This is a genomic window from Blastococcus mobilis (assembly GCF_900188025.1).
In the GTDB taxonomy this organism is placed as follows: Bacteria; Actinomycetota; Actinomycetes; order Mycobacteriales; family Geodermatophilaceae; genus Blastococcus_B; species Blastococcus_B mobilis.
Genome location: NZ_FZNO01000001.1, coordinates 266,500 through 285,851, shown reverse-complemented (window position 1 = coordinate 285,851; position 19,352 = coordinate 266,500). Strand labels below are relative to the sequence as shown.

The following is a 19,352-nucleotide window of genomic DNA, read 5'->3' as shown; positions in this document are numbered from 1 at the left end:
CAGGCCGAGGACCCGCGCCTGGTCGAGCATCCGGCCCAGCGCCCAGGTCGCCAGTCCGCGCCGGCGAGCCGACTGCCGGATGCCATGACCGATGTGCCGCCGGCGTGCAGCAGGACCGCGTCGAGTTCGTGCCGCCACGCGATCCCGCCGAGCACCCGGTCACCGTGAGGACACGGCGCTGCGGCAGCGGCACGCACGGCCGGGCACGGAGAGGCAGGTACAGCCGCTCGCGGCGGCTGTACCTGCCGTCATCCGCGCTCTTCTCCTCGGGAGCGTCTGGCCGCGACGCTGGCGGTGGGTGTCCGCGGCAGCGTGCCGCCGGATGCGGGCCGGGCCGTTAGGCGTCCCGTTCTCACGCCCTCTCCCCGGCGGCCGGATCGGGTGTGACGTGTTCGGGGCCCGGTCACGGGTGCCGGTCAGGCGGCAGGCGGGTGCACCGGGGTGGCGACAGCGGAGCCACCGGCCACGGCGCCCCCGTTGCCGGTTCCCTCGGTCAGCAGCCGCTGGTGCTGATCGATCCACCTCCGCAGGCTCTCGCGAGCCCGGCTCTCGAGGTCATCGAGCCGAGCGACCTCGGCCTGGAGCTGCTCGAGCCGGACGAGCAGCGCACCGATCTCCTGCTCACGCTGCACGGTCAGGTCGGCGTGCAGGCGGGCGCACTCCGCTCGTGTCTCCGCGAGAGCCTGCTGACGCTCCGCCTGCGCCTGTGCCCGGATCTCCTCGGCCTCGGCCTCCGCGTCCGCGATCATCTGGTCGGCCATCTGCTCGGCCCGGAGCAGGGTGCGCAGCGCTCGGGCCGAGGGGCCCGGCGCCGCCTCGTCGGCGGGCGCGTCGGGGGCGGCCGAGGGGGCCCCGTCCGGGACCGGTCCCGTGCCGGATCCCCTCTCGGCCAACAGGCGGGTGAACTCCTGCTGCATGCGATCGAGAAAGGCGTCCACCTGTTCCACGTCGTAGCCGCGGAACATCACTCGGAACTGCTGGGCCTCGATCTCGTCGGGCGCGATGGTCACGGCCGCTTCTCCTTCGGTCACAGGGTCGCTCAGGTCAGGAAGCGCGGCCCCGCCACGAGCGACACGGCCGGCCGGGCCGGGCTTCGACCGGCTGCAGAGGGTGGGCACTCCGGTCGGCAGGCGCGCCCGCCGACCGCGTCGAGGAACACGTCGCGAGGTCGTACACCGGTATGGAGGCGGCGGCGCCTTCGGTGATACGTCGGCTGCGATCCGACCGGCACCTGCATCACGGCGGGATGCCAGCAGGGTCGCGCGGGGCGCATCACCCGCGCACGAGGCTCACCAGGAACCCGGGCCGTACGGCTGTTCACGCCGCCTCGTCCACCTCTCCCTGGAGGGGATGGGTGCTGCCGGCCGGCATGCCCGAGGGCTCGGTGTAGGTCACGCCGACCTCGCGCGCGGTGACCCGGATGACCCGGACGGTGGACGGCTCGTAGCCGAGCTCGTCGCAGAGGCGGTCGAAGAGGGTGCTGTCCATGGTGGTCTCCCGGCGGGGATCTTTCTGACGGGGGGCCCGACCACGGCCGACATCGACCGGGGTGCCGGCGGCGGGGCTCAGCGCCTTCCCCGCCGGGGGGCGCACGGCCGCCAGCGTCGTCCTCAGTGCAGCGACCGAGCCCAGCGGACCGACGCGTGCGAGGTCGACACCGATGGCCTCGAGGACCGGGGTGACCGTCGCGAGGTGCTCGGGAGCACCGGCGGCGAGCGCGGTCGTCGCAGTGCTTGGCTCGTCGCCGAGGAACCACGCCTCCATGATGTTGAGACCGAGGGAAGCCAGCCGGGCGGCCGCGGACAGGACGAAGACGGGCTCCGTGGCGAAGGTGGCCACGACGAGGCCGTCGTCCGGCAAGGTCTCTCCGACGCCACCGCAGTCGAAGAGGACCTCCTCGGCGGCGCTGTCGTCCGGCAGGTGGACGAAGACGAGGTCGGCCGGCTCCGCCGCATCGGCCGGGATCCGGGCAGCCGTGGCCCCCGCCTCGACCAACGCTGCCATCTTGCAGGCGTCCCGGTCGTGCACGGTGACCTCGAACCCCTGCGCCAGGAGCCGGCGAGCGACGGCACTGCCCGTGTCGCCCAGACCGATGACGCCGATGCTGCCGATTCGCACAGGAACCGCCTCTTTCCGGGTGCCATGAGGCCATCCGCGCCTCCCGACGGTGTCAGGGAGCAGAGGGCGTCCTCGTTGCGCCTGATACCGGACTCCCGGCGTCCCGCCATGGCGAGCGTCTCGTGCGGTCGTCGGCAGGCGCTCCTCGGCGCCACCGTCGCCGCACGGGTGTGTGCACCGGCATCACCCACCCACGACCACGTCGGGCATGCCTTCCGGCCCGTGCGTATCAGGAGCCCTCCACCGGACATCTCATCCGTGGCTGAGCAGGGCCTGCACGTGCCGAGCTGTTCCGCCGTCGACCACGACGATCTCGGCGGATGCGCCTCGACCGCCGTGCCCTCGACCCGGGATCAAGGGAGCGCGCAGTGGAGAATGTGCCGGGCGGGGCGCGGGCACGGCACCGAGAGCAGGTGCGGGCAGAGATCCAGGCTCACGCGTGGGAGCAGATCGCCGCGGCCGGGCCTTCGGCCGTGTCGCTCCGGGCCATCGCCAAGCAGATGGGGATGACGGCGCCGGCGCTGTACCGCTACTTCACGAGCCGCGACGACCTGCTGAGCTCGTTGATCCGCGCCACGCACCAGGAGCTGGCGGAGATCGTCGAGGCCACGGTCTCGACCGACGATCTTCCCGAGGACCGACTGCGGCACATCGCAGCGGTGTTCCGGCGCTGGGCCACGTCCCATCCCGATCGCTACCTGCTCGCCCACGGCACGTTCCTTCCTGGCTACGCCGTCCCGCCAGAGATCACGACCCTCACGCACCGGATCCTGACGCCGGCGCTCTCCGCTTTCCTGGAGCTGGAGGCCCGGCACGCTGCCGCGGCCGCGAGAACGGCTGCCCTCATCGGCAGGCGTCCCGACTGTGACCACTGTGGTCGAGCGCAGCGTGCCAGTCGGGCCCTGCGCCGATCCGTGACGTTCTGGACCCGCTTGCACGGAGTGCTGAGCCGTGAGTTGGCGGGGCACCTGGGCGGGATCGATGTCGACGCCGAACGCCTCTACGAGCAGGAGACCGACTCGGCGATAGGTCGACGCCTGCGTGTGGCGTGACGCCTCGACGAAGAAGCGGTCGAGCAGCCTGGTGCCGCCGGTCAGGCGGCGTCCGTGGCCGGGATCTGCTGGACGTCCACCAGTGGCCGGCCGGACGCCGCCCGAACACCGGAGCCGGCGGCATGCTCCTCGGCAGAGCGGAGGCGCTGCACGACATCGGCGAGGAACACCGGCGACCGCAGGATCGACAAATGCCCCTCCTCCGGGATGTGCACGTTGACGACGCTGCGTGCCGGGCCGGGTAGGACCGCCGACCAGGGACGGACGACGGGATCGAGGTTCGACCAGTACGAAACCCATCGGACGGCGCCATGACACTCGGCCTCGTTGATCGTCCTCAGCAACGGCGACCCGGGCCGCAGAGCCGCCGCGACCGCTCCGCGGCCGAACCGGGCCACGAACGCTCCCGCGTGAGGGGTCGCCACGGTCATCCCCACGTCCAGCCAGGTGCCGAGGCCGAGCATCGTCGCCGCATGGCGGAGCACGACGCCCCCCAGGCTGTGCGCGACGACGTGGACGCGGCCGGAGTTCGTCTCGGCCATCGCGGTCCGGCAGTCGCGAACGAGGCGGGCGGCGATTCCCGGCACGTCGCTGAGCAGCGGGCTGTACCGCATGGCGTAGACGTTCGCGAACCCGGCGCGCCCCAGTGCCGCCTCCACCGGCAGCCAGTTCGACCGGTCACCGCCGTAGCCGTGGACGAGGACCACCGGAGTGGTCGTGACCTCCGGAGCCGGCGCTTCCGGGGCGGCCCAGAGCTTCAGCACGTGAGCGTTCCGGGCCGGCATGATCCCGAGCGGGAACAGCACGGCCGCCGAGCCCAGCGCCGCCAGCTCCCGCACCATCGCGGTGCGCACCGACCACACCTGGCCGAGACCGGACATCGCTCACACCTCCTCCTGCGTCGTCCGACGCGAGACCTTCTGGACTGCCCCTGGGGCAGACGGGGCACGGCAGGCCGTACCGCCGGGCCGGCCGCGGACCGGGGCTCGTTCGTCGCCCGGTTCGGAGTGCGCGGTCCCCCGACGGAGGACCCGACGACGCCGGCGCGCTGACCGCGGTCCTGCCCCCCGTGCCGTGGCAGGGCGCGTCACACCCCCGACGTGACCTGCGTGTTGATCAGCTCGACGAGTTCCCTGGGCGTCGTACACCGGAGGGCCTCGGGCAGCAGCGGGACGAAGAAGCACGTCTCCAGGACGGCGATGACCTCGGCGAAGCGGTCGGACGGCAGCCCCAGGCAGTTGGCCTCCCGGGACCACTCCCGAGCCGTTCCCAGGTGCACCGGATCGCCGTCGCACACGGTGGCCACCACCTCGGTCAGCTCCCGCATCGTCAACGGGCCCGTGATCATGCTCCGCCCCGCATCCGGTCGATCCCGGCAGCGCGACCGTGTCGACGCTCCACGGGGCCACCTCCTCGATCAGATCCGCATCGCCCGCTGGGAAGAGCGGCCCCGGTCGTGACCGGTGGCCTCCTGGGGCTGCGAGAGGCAGAGCCCAGGTCGGGCGCACCTGATACCTCGCCGGGACGTGCCGGCCCGAGGCCCCGGTCGTCCCGGTCCGCCGACCGGCGGGGGTGTATCAGGGGCCTCCGGCCCGGTTCTGTCAGGCAGGTCGGCGAGCCGACGGCTCCTCCCGGAGCGGAGGCCCACCGGGCGACCGCCGACCCGAGCCGACCGTCCACGACAGGTCCGTGGCGACCAACCGGAAGCGAGGACCGACCCATGAAGCCGAACAGGCCGTGCGTCAGGCATTCGCACGTGTGGATGGCACGGTGCCCCGACTGCACCGCGTGGCACCTGCCTCTCGAGATCGCCCGCCGCACCGCGACGGACGCACGCACGCCCCGCCCACCTGTCAGCCGGGTGCCCTGAAGGCGCCAGACCGGCCGCGCCTCGACTGCTCACCCGCCGGTGCGACCGACTTCCCGTCACTCATCCCCGGGAGCACGTCATGACCTCTCCGACCACGGACCTCCGCGCGGAGTTGGAGGCCGACTTCGGCCGAGCCCGCGAACGGCTCGTCGAAGCCCGGCGCCGCCAGCAGGTGAAGGACACACCGCGCCACCGGGCGGCAGTCGCCGATTGCCGAGCGGGGATCGACATGGTCCTGGATCTCTACCTGACCGTGGTCGCGGCGCCGGCGGAACTGCCCGCCGCGCCTGCCGCGCCGCCACGTTCGTCCGGGCCTGTCGCGACCGCTGCACTGCGACCCGCCTGCGGAGCCGCTCCGGGGGCAGCGTGAGCGCGCCACGCCGAGGATCGGAGGCACAGACCCACGACCTCGGCAGGCGCGGCCGGCCGTCGGAGCGGCGCGGCTGGTCGCCGGAATTCCCACCCGCGCGCTGTATCTCGGCTCCCGGCTGCGCCTCCGGTGTGGAGTGACCAGTCCCGTGCGCCGAGCGCACCGCCCGCGACCCGGCGTGGGTCTCCCGTGACCGCCGTCGTCGCCGACGCCGTCGCCGACGACGGGGCAGCACGCGGCGCCTGGGCAGCAGCGGCCCGCCGGTGCGCCCGGGCCGTCACCATCCTCTCGGTCGCAGCCGGTCAGTCCGTCCACGTGGTCACGGCCGCCACGTTCGGCGTCGTCTCGGTCGATCCCCCGCTGGTGCAGGTCACCGTTGCCGCCCGTGGCCGCACCCGTGCCCTCATCGAGCGCGGCGGCGGCTTCGGTGTCAGCCTGCTGTCCGCCGAGCAGGAGTCCGTCGCGTCGGGCTGCGCCGTGCCGGGCCGCCGGCTCGGCTGGGCTCACCTGCCCTCAGGACTCTGGTGGCCTGCCCCGGGCTCGGGCGCCCCTCTGCTGTGCGGCGCGCCGGCCTGGCTGGACTGCCGCCTGCACTCCGTCGTCGACCTCGCTCCTCAGGCGCTGGTCGTCGGCTCCGTCGAGCACGCCGGCACCGGGCCCGCAGCGGCCCCACTGGTGCGCTTCGACGGCACGTACCGCCCGCTGCACGCGGATGGCTCTCTGGTCGCCGGAGAGGGGGTGACCCATCGTGAAGAAGATCCCGGTTCGTAAGGCCGGCGAGATCCGGCTCACTGCCCGCGGCTGCTACTGCTACTGCTGCTGCTGCTGCGGCGCTGTGGCCATGCAGTGAACCCACGAACCGGCGGGCGCGGTCGTGGCCGCGCCCGCCGGTCCCCCCTGACCGATCCAGCGCAGGGAGACACCCCGGCATGCCCGTAGCCAGCGACAGGGCGTCCCAGCGAGGCGAGGGTCCGCCCGGGCCACTGCGCTTCCCGTCGCTGACGTTCCTCGACGAGGGCGAGGACGTCGTCGTGGGCCGAGCCGACACCGACTCCTACGTCGTGCTGCCGGCCGACGGCGCAGCCCTCCTGCGCCGGCTGTGCGACGGCGTCGACCCCGCCGAGGCCGCGGACTGGTACGCGCGCGAGTTCGGCGAGTCCGTCGACATCGACGGATTCCTGGACACGCTGCGCGAGATGGACCTCGTGTCGGACGCTCCCGACGCTGCTCGAGCGGGGTCGGACGCGCCCGCGGATGCCTCCGGAGGACCGACCGCCGTGCGGTACAGGCGCCTCGGCGCTGCGGTGTTCTCCGGGCCGGCGTGGGTGGTCTACATCGCCGTGCTGATCGCCGGCGTGGCCGTCGTCGTCGCCGATCCGAGCCTCGCGCCCCGGCACGAGCACGTCTTCTTCAGCGACTCCCTCGTCGTCGTCGAGCTGAGCCTGCTCGTGCTCACGTTCCCGCTCGTCGCCGTGCACGAGCTGGCCCATGTGCTCGCGGGGCGCCGGCTGGGTCTGCGCACGCGGCTGCGCGTGTCCCGTCGGCTCTACTTCGTGGTCTTCGAGACGGTGATGAACGGGCTGGTGGCGGTCCCCCGCGCCCAGCGCTACCTGCCGATGCTCGCGGGGTTGCTCGCCGACCTCGTCCTGGCCGCCGCGTTCACCGTCACGGCCTGGCTGGTCCGTGGCCCAATCGCCGAGATCGGCTGGCTGGCCGGGGTCTGTCTGGCGCTGGCGCTCACGACCCTGCTGCGGGCGGCCTGGCAGCTCTACTTCTTCCTCCGCACCGACCTGTACTACCTGGTGACCACCGTCCTGGGCTGCGTGGACCTGCACACGGTCGCACGGGAGTACCTCCGCAACGCCGTGAACCGACGGCTCGGCCGCTCGCACCGACTGGTGGCGGAGGACCGGTGGCACCCGCGCGACCGTCGGGCGGTCCGCTGGTACGCACCGCTGGTGGTGGTCGGCTACACCCTGGCCATCGGCCTGCTCGTCGTCGTCATGCTCCCGGTCGCCTGGACGTTCCTCTCGCAGGCCTTCGGGCGGGCCTTCCTCGGGCAGTCGTCGTCGACCGCGCAGCTCTGGGACTCCGCCCTCCTGCTCCTGCTCAACGCGGCCCAACTGGGCGCGGCGGGTGCCGTTGCGGTGCGCGACCGACGACGCATCCTGCGGCAAGCCCGCCACCGCGCCCCCCGCGTCCGCCGGCCCCGTGCCGGGCGCCGCCTCCGCCCCGCGCCGTACGCCGGCGCCCCCAGTACCGCAGCCTGGTCCGCCGCCGCACGCCCCTTGGAGAGCTCATGACGTCGCCATCCCGCCACCTCTGGGTCACCGGCCCCGATGCCCCGTCGGCGCGGTCGCTGTCCGCCGTCCACGCCCTGCCACCGGCGCTGGCGGAGGTCAGCGCCCACCGACGGCTCCGCGGCCCCTACTCCGCGGCCGGGGAGGTGGTCCGGACGGTCACCCCCTGGGTGCTCCGGAACAACCCCGCCGTCGTGAGCCACCACGACATCGAACTGGTCGCCGTCGCTCCACAGCTCGCGGCGGCCCTGCCCCACCGTCGGGCGACCCTGACCACGCTGACCAGCCCCACCAACCGGACACGCTTCTACCCCGGGGGGCGGACCACTCGCCTGGCCCACGGACTGGTGGAGTTCCTCGGGAAGTGCGCGCGGCTGCACGGCAGCCCGCGCAGCCTCGTGCTCACCGACGTCGACGACGCAGACATGACCGACCTGGAGTGGGTGGGAATCCTGCTGCGCCGGACGGATCCGCAGATCCTCCGCGTGGTGGTGCACACCCGTGGTACCGACGTCCCCGGACCTCTCGGAGCCGCGCTGCGGGCCTTCACCGATCGGCACGACCTGCCGGCCGACCGGTCCGTGGGGCCGATGACCCAGGATGTAGCCACCCTGGCCGCGGCCTACGTCTCCGGCGACGGCACGTCGCGGGACCCGGCGCTCCTCGCGGCGTACGAGGCGACCGATCCGGCGACCCGGGCCGCGCTGCACGACGCGCGGGCCGATGAGCTGGAGCGCGTGGACCCGAGCAGCCTGGCCCTGGGCGCCATCCCCTACCACCGTGAGCGCGGCAGCGACCCCGCCGGAGCCGGAGCGGAGGCGCTGCTCGAGGCGATCGAACGCTGCGTGCTGGAGGGCTTCTACGACGCCGTCGTAGATCTCGCTCCGCGTTGCCTGGCTGTCCTGGACTGGCGGACCCGCGTCACGGACTGCTGGCTGGTCGTCGCCAAGGTGACCACGGCGCTGACCGCCCTAGAGCGTCCGGATGAGGCGGAGGCCTACTACGACCAGGCCTGCGCCGCCACCACCGACCCGAGCGTCCATCTGCAGTCGGCGTACGGCCGGGCGATGCTGTTGACCCGGTTCTACACCGACGCGCGCCGCAACCACGCGAAGGCCAAGTCGTGGGTCAACACCGCGATCTGCATCTCGGCCCTGCTACCGGACGAACAACGGCGTGCCTTCAACCTGACGTTCAACGAGAACGGCCTGGCCCTGGTGGAGATGCACCTGGGCAACCTGGAGGAGGCTCTCCGGCTGGTCGAGGCCGGGATGGCGCGCCTGGACGCGCAGGTCGACCCCGATCAGCACACCCAGCACCGTTCGGTGCTGGCCTACAACCGGGCCCAGCTTCTCGCAGCGATGGGTTCGCTCGACGCGGCGCTCGCGGAGTACGGGGCGGTCATAGCGGAGGACCCGCACCACTCGGAGTACTACTTCGAGCGCGCCTCGGTGCTGCGGCGGATGGGCCGGCTCGACGAGGCCGCCAGGGACTACGAGACCGCCATCGCGGAGAGTCCCCCCTATCCCGAGCCGCACTACAACCGGGGGGACCTCGCCGCACAGCAGGGAGATCTGGAGACGGCCATCTCCGAGTTCTCCTACGCGCTGGAGCTCGAGCCGACCTTCGTCGATGCCTTCGCCAACCGTGCGGCGCTCCGACTGCAGACCGGTGACGTCGCAGGGGCCGACGCCGACGTGTCCGCGGGCCTCCGGCTGCGTCCCGACTCCGCGCAGTTGCAGTGCCTGCGCGGCCTGGTGGCCCTCGAGTCGGGCGACCGGGCGACGGCGCTGGGAGCTCTGGACCGGTGCCTGGCCCTTGACCCCGCCCTCGCCGAAGCCCTCGCCAATCGGGCGGTCCTGCGCTTCGAGGACGGCGACACCGCCGGGTCGATCGAGGACCTCACCGCGGCCCTGGAGCTGACCGACGACCCGGCCATCCGGGAGAACCGGGCCCTGGCCTACAGGGAGGCCGGCCGGCTGCGCGAGGCCATCGCCGACTGCGAGCTGGCGGTCGCACATCCCGACGCCGATCACCAGTCGATCCGCGCGCTGAGGGCCAGGTGCGAGGCCGACCTGGCCCTGCCGGCCTGACGGCGGACGCGCCACCCACGGACACCGCATCGGAGCTCTGATGTCCCCACACCCCGAACGGCGTGACCTCACGGGGCGCACGGCCGTGTTCCTGCACGCGCACCCGGATGACGAGGCCATCTTCACCGCGGCGACCATGCACCGGCTGGCCCGGCGGGGGGCCCGGGTCGTGCTCGTCACCGCGACCGCCGGCGAGGAGGGCAAGCCACTGATCCCGGTGCCCCGCGGCACCAGCCTCGCCGAGCTGAGGACCAGGGAGCTGGAACGGGCGTGCACGGAACTGGGGGTCGCGCGGCTCGTGCTGCTCCCCTTCCGCGACTCCGGGATGGCGGGCACGCCACCCAACGACCACCCACGTGCCTTCGCGCGGCACGCCGACCGCACGGTGGCCGACCTGGCGAACCTGCTCCACGACGAGGCTGCGGAGACGCTCGTCCACTACGACAGCGGTGGCGTCTACGGCCATCCCGACCACGTCGCGGTGCACCGGCTCGGGCGCGCCGCGGCGCGGGCCACCGGAGCCAGCGGCTACCAGGCCACGGTCGATCGCACCGCACTGCCCGCCGTCGGCCGGCACCTGGTGGAGGGAACCCGGCCGCGGCACCTACGCAGCGCGATCGGTCGCACCTCCGTGAACATCAGCACGGTGGTCCGGGCCGACGCCGCCGACCTGCGGGCCAAGCGGGCGGCGATGCGGGTCCACCGCAGCCAGATCCCGATGTCCGCTCTCGCCCGCACGCGGTTCGCTGGCACGTACGGCACCGAGTGGTTCGTCCGCGAGGGGCGCCCCGGCCTCCTCGACGTCGTGGCGGATGACAGCTCCACGGGGGACACACGGGCCGCGGAAGGCTGACCACCAGGCGCTCGGGGACGCCCGCATTCCCGACGCCCCCGGGAGCGAGGTGACGCCGGACAGGTCGGCCGGCGGCCTGACCGGGTCGGCGCGGCCGCATCGAAGTCCAGGGCCGCCGGTCGATCCGGTATCAGCCGATTCCTCCCGGGCTCCGAGGAGGTACAGCGCGTCGACCGTGGCACGGCCGGTGATCGGACCGTGGACCACAACGCAGAACGCGCCCATCGGAGGTGGATCTGCCGTGCTGACCGTCTCCTTTCCGGCATGCCCGTCCGTGGGGCAGTCCGCTGTGCCGGTCATCCCCACCCACCGAGGACCACGATGAACGATCAGACGGCTGCCGGCTCCACGGCCTTCCGGCACCTGAGCCTGGCGGAGAAGCTGGAGTACCTGCAAGTTCTCTCCGACGTCGTCTCCGACATACGCGCGGAGCTGGCCCGGGCGGAGGCCGAACGGGCCGCGCTGACCAGCAGCGTCCTCGAGTCCGATCTGCACCGGGTGTCCGCCGTCCGCGGCACCCCCCACTGAACACCGACGGCGGGTCCGCGCGGCCTCGCTCCGACAGCGACGCCGCTACGCTGGCCTGCACCGTCACAGCCCCGCGAGAGGGGGGACCGTTGGATCGCGACGGAGACGAGAACCCGGTCTCGCAGCTCGTGGCCGCCGCTCTCGACGGTGACCACGCGTCCTGGAACGCCCTCGTCGACCGGTACACGCCGCTGGTGCTGTCGGTCGTCCGCCGGCACCGCCTGCAGGGCAGTGACGCCGAGGACGTGGTCCAGACCGTGTGGCTGCGGCTCGTGGAGAACCTCGGCGGCATCCGGGAACCCGCGGCGCTGCCCGGCTGGATCGTCACGACCACGCGCAACGAGTGCCTGCACGTGATCAGGAAGCAGCGGTTGGTGTCCCCGGCCGATCTCGGGGAGGAGGGGTGGCCGGACGGGGCCGGCGAGCCCGCCGTGGACTCCGACCTGCTCGCGGCCGAGCGGCACGAGGCGCTGCTCATGGCCCTGGCCGAGCTGCCGGAACGGCAGCGGACACTGCTGCTGCTGCTCGTCGAGGACCCGCCCGTGTCCTACGACGAGATCAGCCGGCGCCTCGGCATCCCGATCGGGAGCATCGGACCCACTCGGGCCCGCGCCCTCTCCCGGGTGCGCGCCTTCCAGGCCGTTCAGGCGCTGCTCAACGCCTGAGCCGCCGACGGCCGACGGCCGACGGCCGACGGCGCTACCCGGCCCCCAGGCACACGAACGCTGCGGCGGCAGCTCGGGAGGCGGTGTCCTCGGCGTCGAGCCCCGACTGGGCGGCCGCGAGTGCCTCGGCCGGCGACCGACCGGTCCGCAGCCCCTCGTGGTAGGACCGCATCAACGGCACCGTCGCGGCGTCCGGTACCGGCATGACGGGCGCGACCAGCGTCGCGGTACCACCGCCGAGCAGTGCGGCGCCGAAGCCCAACAGCTCCTCGCCGGCGACGATGTGCGGCCGACCGGTGTCGCAGGCGGCCAGGATCACGTGATGGGGCGGGTGGGTCAGGCGTTCCAGCTCGTACACGGTCAACGGACCGTCCGCGAGCGTCAGCGACGAGAACAACGGGTTGTCCGAGCGCATGTTGCCGTGGGCGGCCAGGTGCAGCACGGCGGCGCCGTTCATGTGCGCGGTCAGCCTCGGGGCCGTCGCCGCCGCGCCGGACAGCAGGATGGAGCCGCGGTACAGCTCCGCGATGGCCGAGGCTTCGATCGTCGCACCCGGCAGGCCGGGACCGGCCACGACGACGACCGGAGCGCCGTCCGGCGGGCGGGGCCGGCTGACCGCCTGGTGCCACATCGTCGCCGACGGACTGACGGTCACCGGCCGGCCCCGGCAGGAGGGCAGGACCGACCAGGGCAGCGACTGCAGGGCACCGGTGGGGACCACGACGAGCGGGCGATCTCCCACCTCGCGCCGCAGAGGGCCCAGCAGCAGGTCGTCGAAGCCACTCGCCGCCCGCTGGAGCACCGCCTTGGCCGCGGCCTCCCGACCGGCCTCCCGACCCGCCGAGCCGGCCCGGGGCTTGACCAGCCGGTGCAGGGCGAAGGGCACGTGCGTCAGCACCTGTCGCACCGTCTCCGTGCGGCCGAGGAAGTGCATCCGGATGCGGCCACCGGCGATCGTGACGGCGTGGAGGTCACCCTCCAGTTCGACGTACTCCACGAGAGCGGCGTCGCCGAGGGGTTCGGTCAGCTCGCTCACGGAGTGCCGGCGCATCCGGCGCTCGCCGTCGTCACCAGCCGTGAGGGTCCGACAGCGGTCGCGGATGCGGCGCTCGAGCACGACCTGACGGGCGACCAGCGCGTAGTCGGAACGGCCCTCCCCGCGGGCCGCTTCGATCTCCGCCATCGTCGACCGGAGGTCCGCCAGGTCGCGGGCGAGCTCCGGGTGGTCCGGTGGCTGGGCAGGGCGAAGCCGCAGGGCACTGGCGCGCCCGCGTTCGGCCCACCAGAGCACGCCCCGCGGATCCTGGCCCTCGAGCGCCATCCGCAGGCCCACCCGGGCGATCGACCCACGCTGGAGGCTGACGTGCGCCCGGAGCTCGGTCGCACCCAGGGTGGCCTGGTACTCCTCGACGATGCGCAGCCCGGCCCGCAGCGCCGACAACGCGGCTGTCCGGCGCCCGTCGGCGCGGCGGAGCAGCGCCTCCGCGTGCCATGCGCGGGCACGAGCGTCGGCGGGGCCGGCGTGCCTGGCGCGGCTGGCCGTCGACAGATGGTGGCGTGCCACGGCCGGGCGGCCCTGGTCCAGGGCCATGCGGCCGGCCAGGACGCGCGCCTCGAGAGCCGGAACCTTCCAGCTGGCCGCCTCCAGGTCCGCTGCGACCCGTGCCGCGCGCTCCGGGCTGATGCCCCGGGGGTCGGCCGCCACCTGGGCCTGCAGCCGGGCGAACCGGGCCAGGGCCAGCGAGTTCGCTCGTCCCAGCCGGCGGAAGCCGGCCACCGCGGCGTCGGCGCTCGCGGCGGCGGTCACCGTGTCCCCCTGGACGAGAGCCACGGTCGACAGCAGAAGCTGCGCCTCGGGCTGGTGGACGTCGCGCTTCTGTTGCTGGTAGGCGACCACGGCGGCCTCGACCGTCTCCCGGGCCTCGTCGAGCAGTCGCACGGACAGCAGGACCTCGGCCCTGTCGACCAGCAGCGACGCCTGCACCACACCGCACCGCCGGTAACGCTCCTGGGCGGCGTCGAAGTGCCGCAAGGCGACCGGCACATCGCCCCGCTTGGCCTTGACGCAACCGAGGTTCTGCTCGGCGAACGCAACCAACAGGTCGAGATCATGATCGAGGGAGAGCCGACGGGCGTCGCGCAGGTCCGCCTCAGCCGCCCCGAATGCACGCCGCCCGGCGTGGATCAGGCTGCGGTTGGAGAGAGCGCGGACAGCCCACTCGATCTCGCCGGCCTGCCGGAGCACCGGTAGGGTCCGGCGGAGCTCCTCGAGCGCGGCGTCGTCCTTTCCCAGTTCCTGCATGATCGCCGCCCGCTGGACGCGCGCGCGGGCAGCCTGCACTCCCTCGAGGTCGCGGACGGCCGCGTCGATCTCGCGGATCGCCGGGCCGGCCTGCCCGCGCAGCACGAGCGCCGAGGCCAGGCTCATCCGTGCCTCTCCCGTGCGGGCCCGGGAACGGGCCCGCGCCCCCGCCGCCACCGCCGCCCGCAGGTGAGCCACCGCCACGTCGATTTCGTTGAGGTTCATGGCCGCGACCCCGAGGGCGCGTTCGGCCAGGCTCACCGTCTGCCAGGCGCCCATCCGGCGAGCAGGCTCCACCACCGGCGTGCCGATGGCACGCGCCTCCTCCGGGCGGGTGGCGGCCAGCTGCATCGCCCGGGCCGCCGATTCCCGCAGCTCTCCGTCGGGGTCGGGCGCTTCCTGCGTGAGCAGGTGACCCACGGAGCTCATGTGACGACGGTGCGCTCGCGGCACGGGTCAGTCAACCGGCTTCGCGGCCCCCGTGATTCCGCCCAGGTGCCATGGACCGCGAGACTCGCTGACTCAACGGGCACACCGGCGTAGGGGGCAGTCATGGGCGAGCCACAGGGGGAACGCAACGCCTTCTACAGGACGGCGGACCTCGTCGTGGCCCTCGAGCACGCAGATCTCGTCGTCGCGACGCTGGAGGACCTCGGCGTCGACTTCACCGAGGCCGAGCGCAGCGACGACCTCGGCCTGGCTCTCCTGCGACTCAACGACGAGGACACAGCGAACCGCATAGCGGCGAAGATCGAGGAGCGCACCGAGCAGGAGCAGGCCCCGCATGCCCGGACCGCCCTGGACCGGGACCTGACGGCGCTGCGCGACTACTTCGCGGCCAGGTACGCGGGATGGACCCCGACCCTGGGGAAGAACCGGCTGGTCGGGCGCGTCGAAGGTGCCGGAGAGACGGGACAGATCGGGCACGGCGGCGAATCCGACCCCGAACCGCCGACCGGGGGGCCGCGGCCGCGGCCGCGGATGGCCCATCGGCCGGGACTCGGCGCCCGCGTCGCGGTGCTGGACACGGCGGTGTTCGCGCATCCGGACCTCGAGGGACGCTGCATCGGTTCCCCTGCGGACTTCCTGGATGATGAGCCCGAGTCCTCGATCGGCTGCCATGGCACCTTCGTCACCGGCCTCGTGCTGAGTATGGCGCCCGGCTGCACGGTCGAGGTGCGGAAGGTGCTGGGCGAGGAGGACGGTGCGGCCGAATCCTGGGACCTCGCCAAGCAGATCGTCGCGGTCGGCAGGACCGGCGTGGACGTTCTCAACCTCTCGATCGTGTGCTACACCGAGGACGGCCAGCCGCCCCTGGTCCTGGCCACCGCGATCGACCGCCTCGACCCGGACATCGTGGTGGTGGCCGCCGCCGGCAACCACGGTTACCCGGAGAAGGAGAAGCGTTCCTGGGAGAAGAACAAGCCTGCCTGGCCGGCGGCACTCGACGACGTCATCGCCGTCGGCGCGGCGGGCAACGAGGGGAAGCCGGCGAAGTTCACACCGGACGACGCTCCCTGGATCGACGTGTGGTCCAACGGCGTGAAGGTCACCTCCGCCTTCCTGCACGGAGACATCCCCGTTCGCACCGACGACGCACGGACGAAGGAAGCGCCCGAGGCGCAGACGAAGGAAGAGCCCGAGGTGCGGACGTTCGAGGGCTACGCCACGTGGAGCGGCAGCTCCTTCGCGGCCGCCCTGGTGAGCGGAGCGATCGCCGCCGGGACCGTGCCGGGGCGTACGTCCGCGCGAGCCGCATGGAAGGAGCTCTCGGAGCGGGCGGCGAAGGAATCCGCGAAGGCGCGGGCTGCCGGGGCACCCCAGCCCGTCGTCACCGCGCGCAAGGGGCCGGCTGCCGAGGAGGCGCGCCCGAAGCCGGCCCCTCGGCGACCGCCGTTCCTGCGCCTCCTTGCCTGAGGCTGCTCGCGCCAGGGAGGACCAGAGGGGCGCCGGCGACGCCGGACGATCGAGGCGGTGCAGGGCCCGGTGGGTCGAGGGTCAGAGTCGGAACCAGTCGGTCAGCAGCGCACCGGACCCGGTTCGGCAGCGCAACCGGACCGGACCGGCCGCCGACGACTCGAAGCAGAAGCAGCCCAGCTCGTCGATCTCGGCATGCGCCAGCTCCGCCCCGTCGGGCCCCAGCAGGGACACCTCCCCGGCGGCCGGCGGCAGCAGCTGACCGACCAGGCCCTCCTCGCCCTCGTCCAGCTCCACCGACAGCCGCCGCCCCTCGAAGACCAGCGACCGCGGCGCCGCCTCCCCGCTGCGGACCAGCACCGACTCCCCGGCCAGCGAATCATGGGTGAGCGCGGCCAGCTCGGCGTCCACCGTCCGCCAGGAGAACGCCGCCTCCCCCGCGGCGACCATCCTCGGCGTCGGCGCCCCGGCCCGACGCAGCGCCGTGCGCAGCTCCTCCAGCAGGTCGTCCTCGTCCCAGCCCTGCGATGTCACCGGCGATGACCACCCTTCACCTGGGTCCAGGCCTGCTGGTGCATCGTGCACCCCCACGCGACGGACCGCCAGGAACTGCCCGTCGCACTCCCACCCCTCCACCGAGCCAAGCCCTCGCACAGACGGATACCGCACACACCCGCCCGGATACGCGGTCCCGGAAGTGCGCCCCGCCGGCCGACGATCGATGGCCTCCGTCCGCGACGGCGCGCACCGGTCGGCGACCGGCGCGGGACTCCTGCGCCCGGGGCCTCCCGAGTCAGCCACCCACTCCCCCATGGGCTGCGCGCCGCAGGGTCCGCCTCCCACGCATCGTCCTCCCCATGCATCGTCGTCCCGACGCTCGCCCGTCTCTCTCGCTCCGAGTCGTCCGCGAGTCGATGCGTACGTTTCCGCGGCATTTCCGCGGACTCGGACGGGTCGACCTTCCCTCTCCGGAAGTCACCCGATCACGAGGACCGTTCCCACCCGTCCGGACCGGGCCGGAGGCCTGGTCGAGCCGGATTCCGGGCCGGTATCAGAAGACATCGGCTCGGCTCTGAGAAGCAGGTTCGCCAGCCACGTCCTCTCCGGAGGAGCGACCCGCGGACCGACCGGCCACCGCGATCCGGCGGCGACCCGTGTGGCCCCCGGGCTACCGCGCAAGGCACAGGAGGAATCGGTGAACACCTACGATCCTGCCGACGCGATTCTCTACGTCCACATGACCCGGGAAACGGATCCGTACGCCATTCCCGTCGAGAACCGGCGCACCTGCACCCGACTGCCGGCCGGATATCCGAACCATTCCGCCCGAACCCGCATCCGGGGCCCCCGGATGTGCCGGTAGAGGCTGCGACGCGATCCGCTTCGTCGGCTGACGGGGAGAGCGCCGATACGGCTTCAGCCGGTCGTCCCGGACCGTCGCACGTGAGTTCTCCCGAGGTCCGTCCGTCCTCCGCGCCACCGTCCCCCGGCGGCCGGAGGCGGGCGGACCTCACTCGGTGAAGCCGATGTCCTGGTACCGGACAGAGGCGAATCCCAGCGCGCCGTAGTTGGCCAGGGTGTCCGCGGCCGCGACGACGTCCGGCCGCTGGTAGAGGGGCAGCGAGTGGACCTCCTCCCAGATGAGGGCGTCGATCCGGTTGGCCGTCTCGCGGGCCTTGTCCGGGTCCAGCTCCTGGATCGCCTGGGCGAAGAGGTCGTCGATCTCCTGCGTGCCGATCCGGGCGTAGTTCTGCTGGATCTCGTCACCCTCCGGCTGCTCGTAGAACGATGCGGCGGCACTGATGGGGAACGGCGTGCCGTACAGGGAGAACACCGTCATGTCGAAGTCACCGGGGAAGACGTAGGTGTCGAAGAAGTCCCCGACCGGGACGGTCTGGATGTCGACCCGGGCTCCGACCTCTTCGAGCATGCCCTGTACCAGCTGCGCCTCCTGAGTACCGATGGCGACGGCGGAGGGGATGACGAAGCGGATGACCAGCTCCTGGCCGCCCTTGGTGCGGGTGTCCCCGCCCTCGCGGGTCCAGCCGGCCTGTTCCAGCCGCGCGTTGGCCGCCTCGATGTCGGGCTCGGAGAGGTCTCCGGCGTTGTCCTGGTAGCCCGGCTGATTGGGCACGAAGATGTGGTTGTCCAGCTTCGCGGGGTCCCCACCCAGCGGGCCGATCAACGCGTCGGCGATGGCCTGGCGGTCGATCGCCGCGGCCAGGGCCTGCCGGACCGCGACGTCGGACAGCACCGGAGACGTGCCGTTGAGCGTGATCACCCGGAAGCTGGGCCCACGAGCGCGGCGGATCTCGATGCCGTCCGAGCCCTGCGCCCGCTGCAGCTTGTTCACGTCGGGTCCGACGTTGATGAAGTCGAGCTCGCCGTTGATCAGGGCGTCGACCTGCGCGTCGGGGTCGAGCGTCCGATAGATGATCCGGTCGAGGATCGGCGGGTCGCCCCACCACTCCGGGTTGCGCTCCAGCGTGATCGTCTGGGCGGTGGGGTCGACGCCCTGCAGCCGGAACGGCCCCGCGGTCACCTGTGGCCGCTGGACCCATCCGGTGTTGAACACGTCCGGGTCGCCGTTCGTGGACGCCGGATAGAGCGGGTCGAACAGCCCCCGCCAGTCCGTGTAGCGGTTGGCGAAGGTCACGACAGCCTGCTTGTCGTCCTCGCCCTGCTCGACCGACGCGATGTCCTCGTAGCCGGTCGCGACGGAGATCCGGTACGCCGGATCACTGCCGTTCAGAGCCCGCCATTGGGCGGCGAGGTCGGCGACGGTGATCGGGGTGCCGTCGGACCAGACCGCGTCGGGGTCGACGTCGTAGGTGACGACCTGGGGGTCCTCCGAGGTCAGCTCGATGCTCTCGAAGTAGTCCGCGTTGACGCTCGGTGTGCCGTCCCCGGTGAAGGTGAACGGCCTGGGCATCAGCGCGAACACGACCTGGGCGTTGCTGAGGAGCACGCCGTCGAGATGGTTGTAGTTGTAGTTCGGCGGCAGCTGATCGAGCGGCCACCGCAGGTCTCCGCCTCCGGCCAGGTCGGTCCGGTCGACCGGGTTGACGTCGTTCCCGGTCGCCGAGACGGCCGAGCCGCCGCCTTCCGCATCGCCCGGGTCCGAGCCGCCGGTGCAGCCCGCCAGCACGAGGACGGCGGCGGCGAGGGCAGCCGCGGCAGCCTGGGATCGAGGTCGTCCCACGAGGTCCTCCACGGTGCGGACCGGCGCCGGGTGAACGAGCCTGGTGAACGGTCGGTGGGCTCGGACGTCCTGAGAGTAGGCC

The 19,352-nt window shown here is 72.9% G+C and carries 15 protein-coding genes; 8 read left to right on the top strand and 7 right to left on the bottom strand.

Annotation, left to right across the window (positions count from 1 at the left end; genetic code table 11):
• Positions 1-416: 416 nt before the first annotated feature.
• On the bottom strand, positions 417-1,010 hold the full coding sequence (locus CHB94_RS01330; protein WP_089334761.1) for a DivIVA domain-containing protein: 594 nt from the start codon (positions 1,008-1,010) through the stop codon (positions 417-419).
• A 307-nt stretch (positions 1,011-1,317) separates the two neighbouring features.
• Positions 1,318-2,181 carry an NAD(P)-binding domain-containing protein gene (locus tag CHB94_RS01325; RefSeq protein WP_254920337.1) on the bottom strand — a complete coding sequence of 288 codons (864 nt, stop codon included), beginning with the start codon at positions 2,179-2,181 and terminating at the stop codon, positions 1,318-1,320.
• Positions 2,182-2,486: 305 nt separating this feature from the next.
• Between CHB94_RS01325 and CHB94_RS01320 the strand changes: the two genes are divergently transcribed.
• Positions 2,487-3,170 (top strand): TetR/AcrR family transcriptional regulator, encoded by a 684-nt coding sequence (locus tag CHB94_RS01320; RefSeq protein WP_217899112.1) that lies wholly within the window; start codon positions 2,487-2,489, stop codon positions 3,168-3,170.
• Between the two features lie 41 nt (positions 3,171-3,211).
• On the opposite strand, the gene CHB94_RS01315 is transcribed toward CHB94_RS01320, so the two are convergent.
• Complete coding sequence (locus CHB94_RS01315; protein WP_089334758.1) at positions 3,212-4,051, bottom strand: esterase/lipase family protein; 840 nt, start codon at positions 4,049-4,051, stop codon at positions 3,212-3,214.
• A 206-nt stretch (positions 4,052-4,257) separates the two neighbouring features.
• Entirely contained in the window at positions 4,258-4,518 is a 261-nt protein-coding gene (locus CHB94_RS01310) for a hypothetical protein (protein ID WP_141137390.1), read from the bottom strand.
• Between the two features lie 1,081 nt (positions 4,519-5,599).
• Between CHB94_RS01310 and CHB94_RS01300 the strand changes: the two genes are divergently transcribed.
• From CHB94_RS01300 to CHB94_RS01275, 6 genes are all read left to right on the top strand, one after another.
• A complete protein-coding gene (locus CHB94_RS01300; protein WP_176445349.1) occupies positions 5,600-6,181 on the top strand; it encodes a flavin reductase family protein in 582 nt (193 codons plus the stop codon).
• A gap of 158 nt (positions 6,182-6,339) precedes the next feature.
• Positions 6,340-7,713, top strand: coding sequence for a hypothetical protein (locus CHB94_RS01295; RefSeq protein ID WP_089334754.1), 1,374 nt, complete (start codon positions 6,340-6,342; stop codon positions 7,711-7,713).
• Positions 7,710-9,803, top strand: coding sequence for a tetratricopeptide repeat protein (locus tag CHB94_RS01290; RefSeq protein ID WP_089334753.1), 2,094 nt, complete (start codon positions 7,710-7,712; stop codon positions 9,801-9,803). The genes CHB94_RS01295 and CHB94_RS01290 overlap by 4 nt, the downstream gene beginning before the upstream one ends.
• 40 nt (positions 9,804-9,843) lie before the next feature.
• Positions 9,844-10,656, top strand: a complete 813-nt coding sequence (locus CHB94_RS01285) for a PIG-L family deacetylase (protein ID WP_089334752.1) — start codon at positions 9,844-9,846, stop codon at positions 10,654-10,656.
• 321 nt (positions 10,657-10,977) lie between these two features.
• Entirely contained in the window at positions 10,978-11,184 is a 207-nt protein-coding gene (locus CHB94_RS01280) for a hypothetical protein (protein ID WP_089334751.1), read from the top strand.
• Positions 11,185-11,273: 89 nt separating this feature from the next.
• A complete protein-coding gene (locus tag CHB94_RS01275) occupies positions 11,274-11,849 on the top strand; it encodes an RNA polymerase sigma factor (RefSeq protein ID WP_089334750.1) in 576 nt (191 codons plus the stop codon).
• A 34-nt stretch (positions 11,850-11,883) separates the two neighbouring features.
• On the opposite strand, the gene CHB94_RS01270 is transcribed toward CHB94_RS01275, so the two are convergent.
• Positions 11,884-14,580 carry a CHAT domain-containing protein gene (locus CHB94_RS01270; RefSeq protein WP_141137389.1) on the bottom strand — a complete coding sequence of 899 codons (2,697 nt, stop codon included), beginning with the start codon at positions 14,578-14,580 and terminating at the stop codon, positions 11,884-11,886.
• A 123-nt stretch (positions 14,581-14,703) separates the two neighbouring features.
• On the opposite strand from CHB94_RS01270, the gene CHB94_RS01265 reads away from it, so the two are divergent.
• Entirely contained in the window at positions 14,704-16,068 is a 1,365-nt protein-coding gene (locus tag CHB94_RS01265; protein ID WP_089334748.1) for a S8 family peptidase, read from the top strand.
• An 81-nt stretch (positions 16,069-16,149) separates the two neighbouring features.
• Here CHB94_RS01265 and CHB94_RS01260 read toward each other — a convergent pair whose 3' ends face one another.
• Both CHB94_RS01260 and CHB94_RS01255 read right to left on the bottom strand, forming a co-directional pair.
• Positions 16,150-16,602, bottom strand: coding sequence for a hypothetical protein (locus CHB94_RS01260; protein WP_089334743.1), 453 nt, complete (start codon positions 16,600-16,602; stop codon positions 16,150-16,152).
• Positions 16,603-17,578: 976 nt separating this feature from the next.
• A complete protein-coding gene (locus tag CHB94_RS01255) occupies positions 17,579-19,270 on the bottom strand; it encodes an ABC transporter family substrate-binding protein (protein WP_141137388.1) in 1,692 nt (563 codons plus the stop codon).
• Positions 19,271-19,352 lie beyond the last annotated feature (82 nt).

Coding starts and splice junctions, on each gene's coding strand:
- CHB94_RS01315 (WP_089334758.1), bottom strand. CDS start 4,051: ATGTCCGGTCTCGGCCAGGTGTGGTCGGTGCGCACCGCGATGGTGCGG.
- CHB94_RS01310 (WP_141137390.1), bottom strand. CDS start 4,518: ATGATCACGGGCCCGTTGACGATGCGGGAGCTGACCGAGGTGGTGGCC.
- CHB94_RS01295 (WP_089334754.1), top strand. CDS start 6,340: ATGCCCGTAGCCAGCGACAGGGCGTCCCAGCGAGGCGAGGGTCCGCCC.
- CHB94_RS01290 (WP_089334753.1), top strand. CDS start 7,710: ATGACGTCGCCATCCCGCCACCTCTGGGTCACCGGCCCCGATGCCCCG.
- CHB94_RS01285 (WP_089334752.1), top strand. CDS start 9,844: ATGTCCCCACACCCCGAACGGCGTGACCTCACGGGGCGCACGGCCGTG.
- CHB94_RS01280 (WP_089334751.1), top strand. CDS start 10,978: ATGAACGATCAGACGGCTGCCGGCTCCACGGCCTTCCGGCACCTGAGC.
- CHB94_RS01270 (WP_141137389.1), bottom strand. CDS start 14,580: ATGAGCTCCGTGGGTCACCTGCTCACGCAGGAAGCGCCCGACCCCGAC.
- CHB94_RS01265 (WP_089334748.1), top strand. CDS start 14,704: ATGGGCGAGCCACAGGGGGAACGCAACGCCTTCTACAGGACGGCGGAC.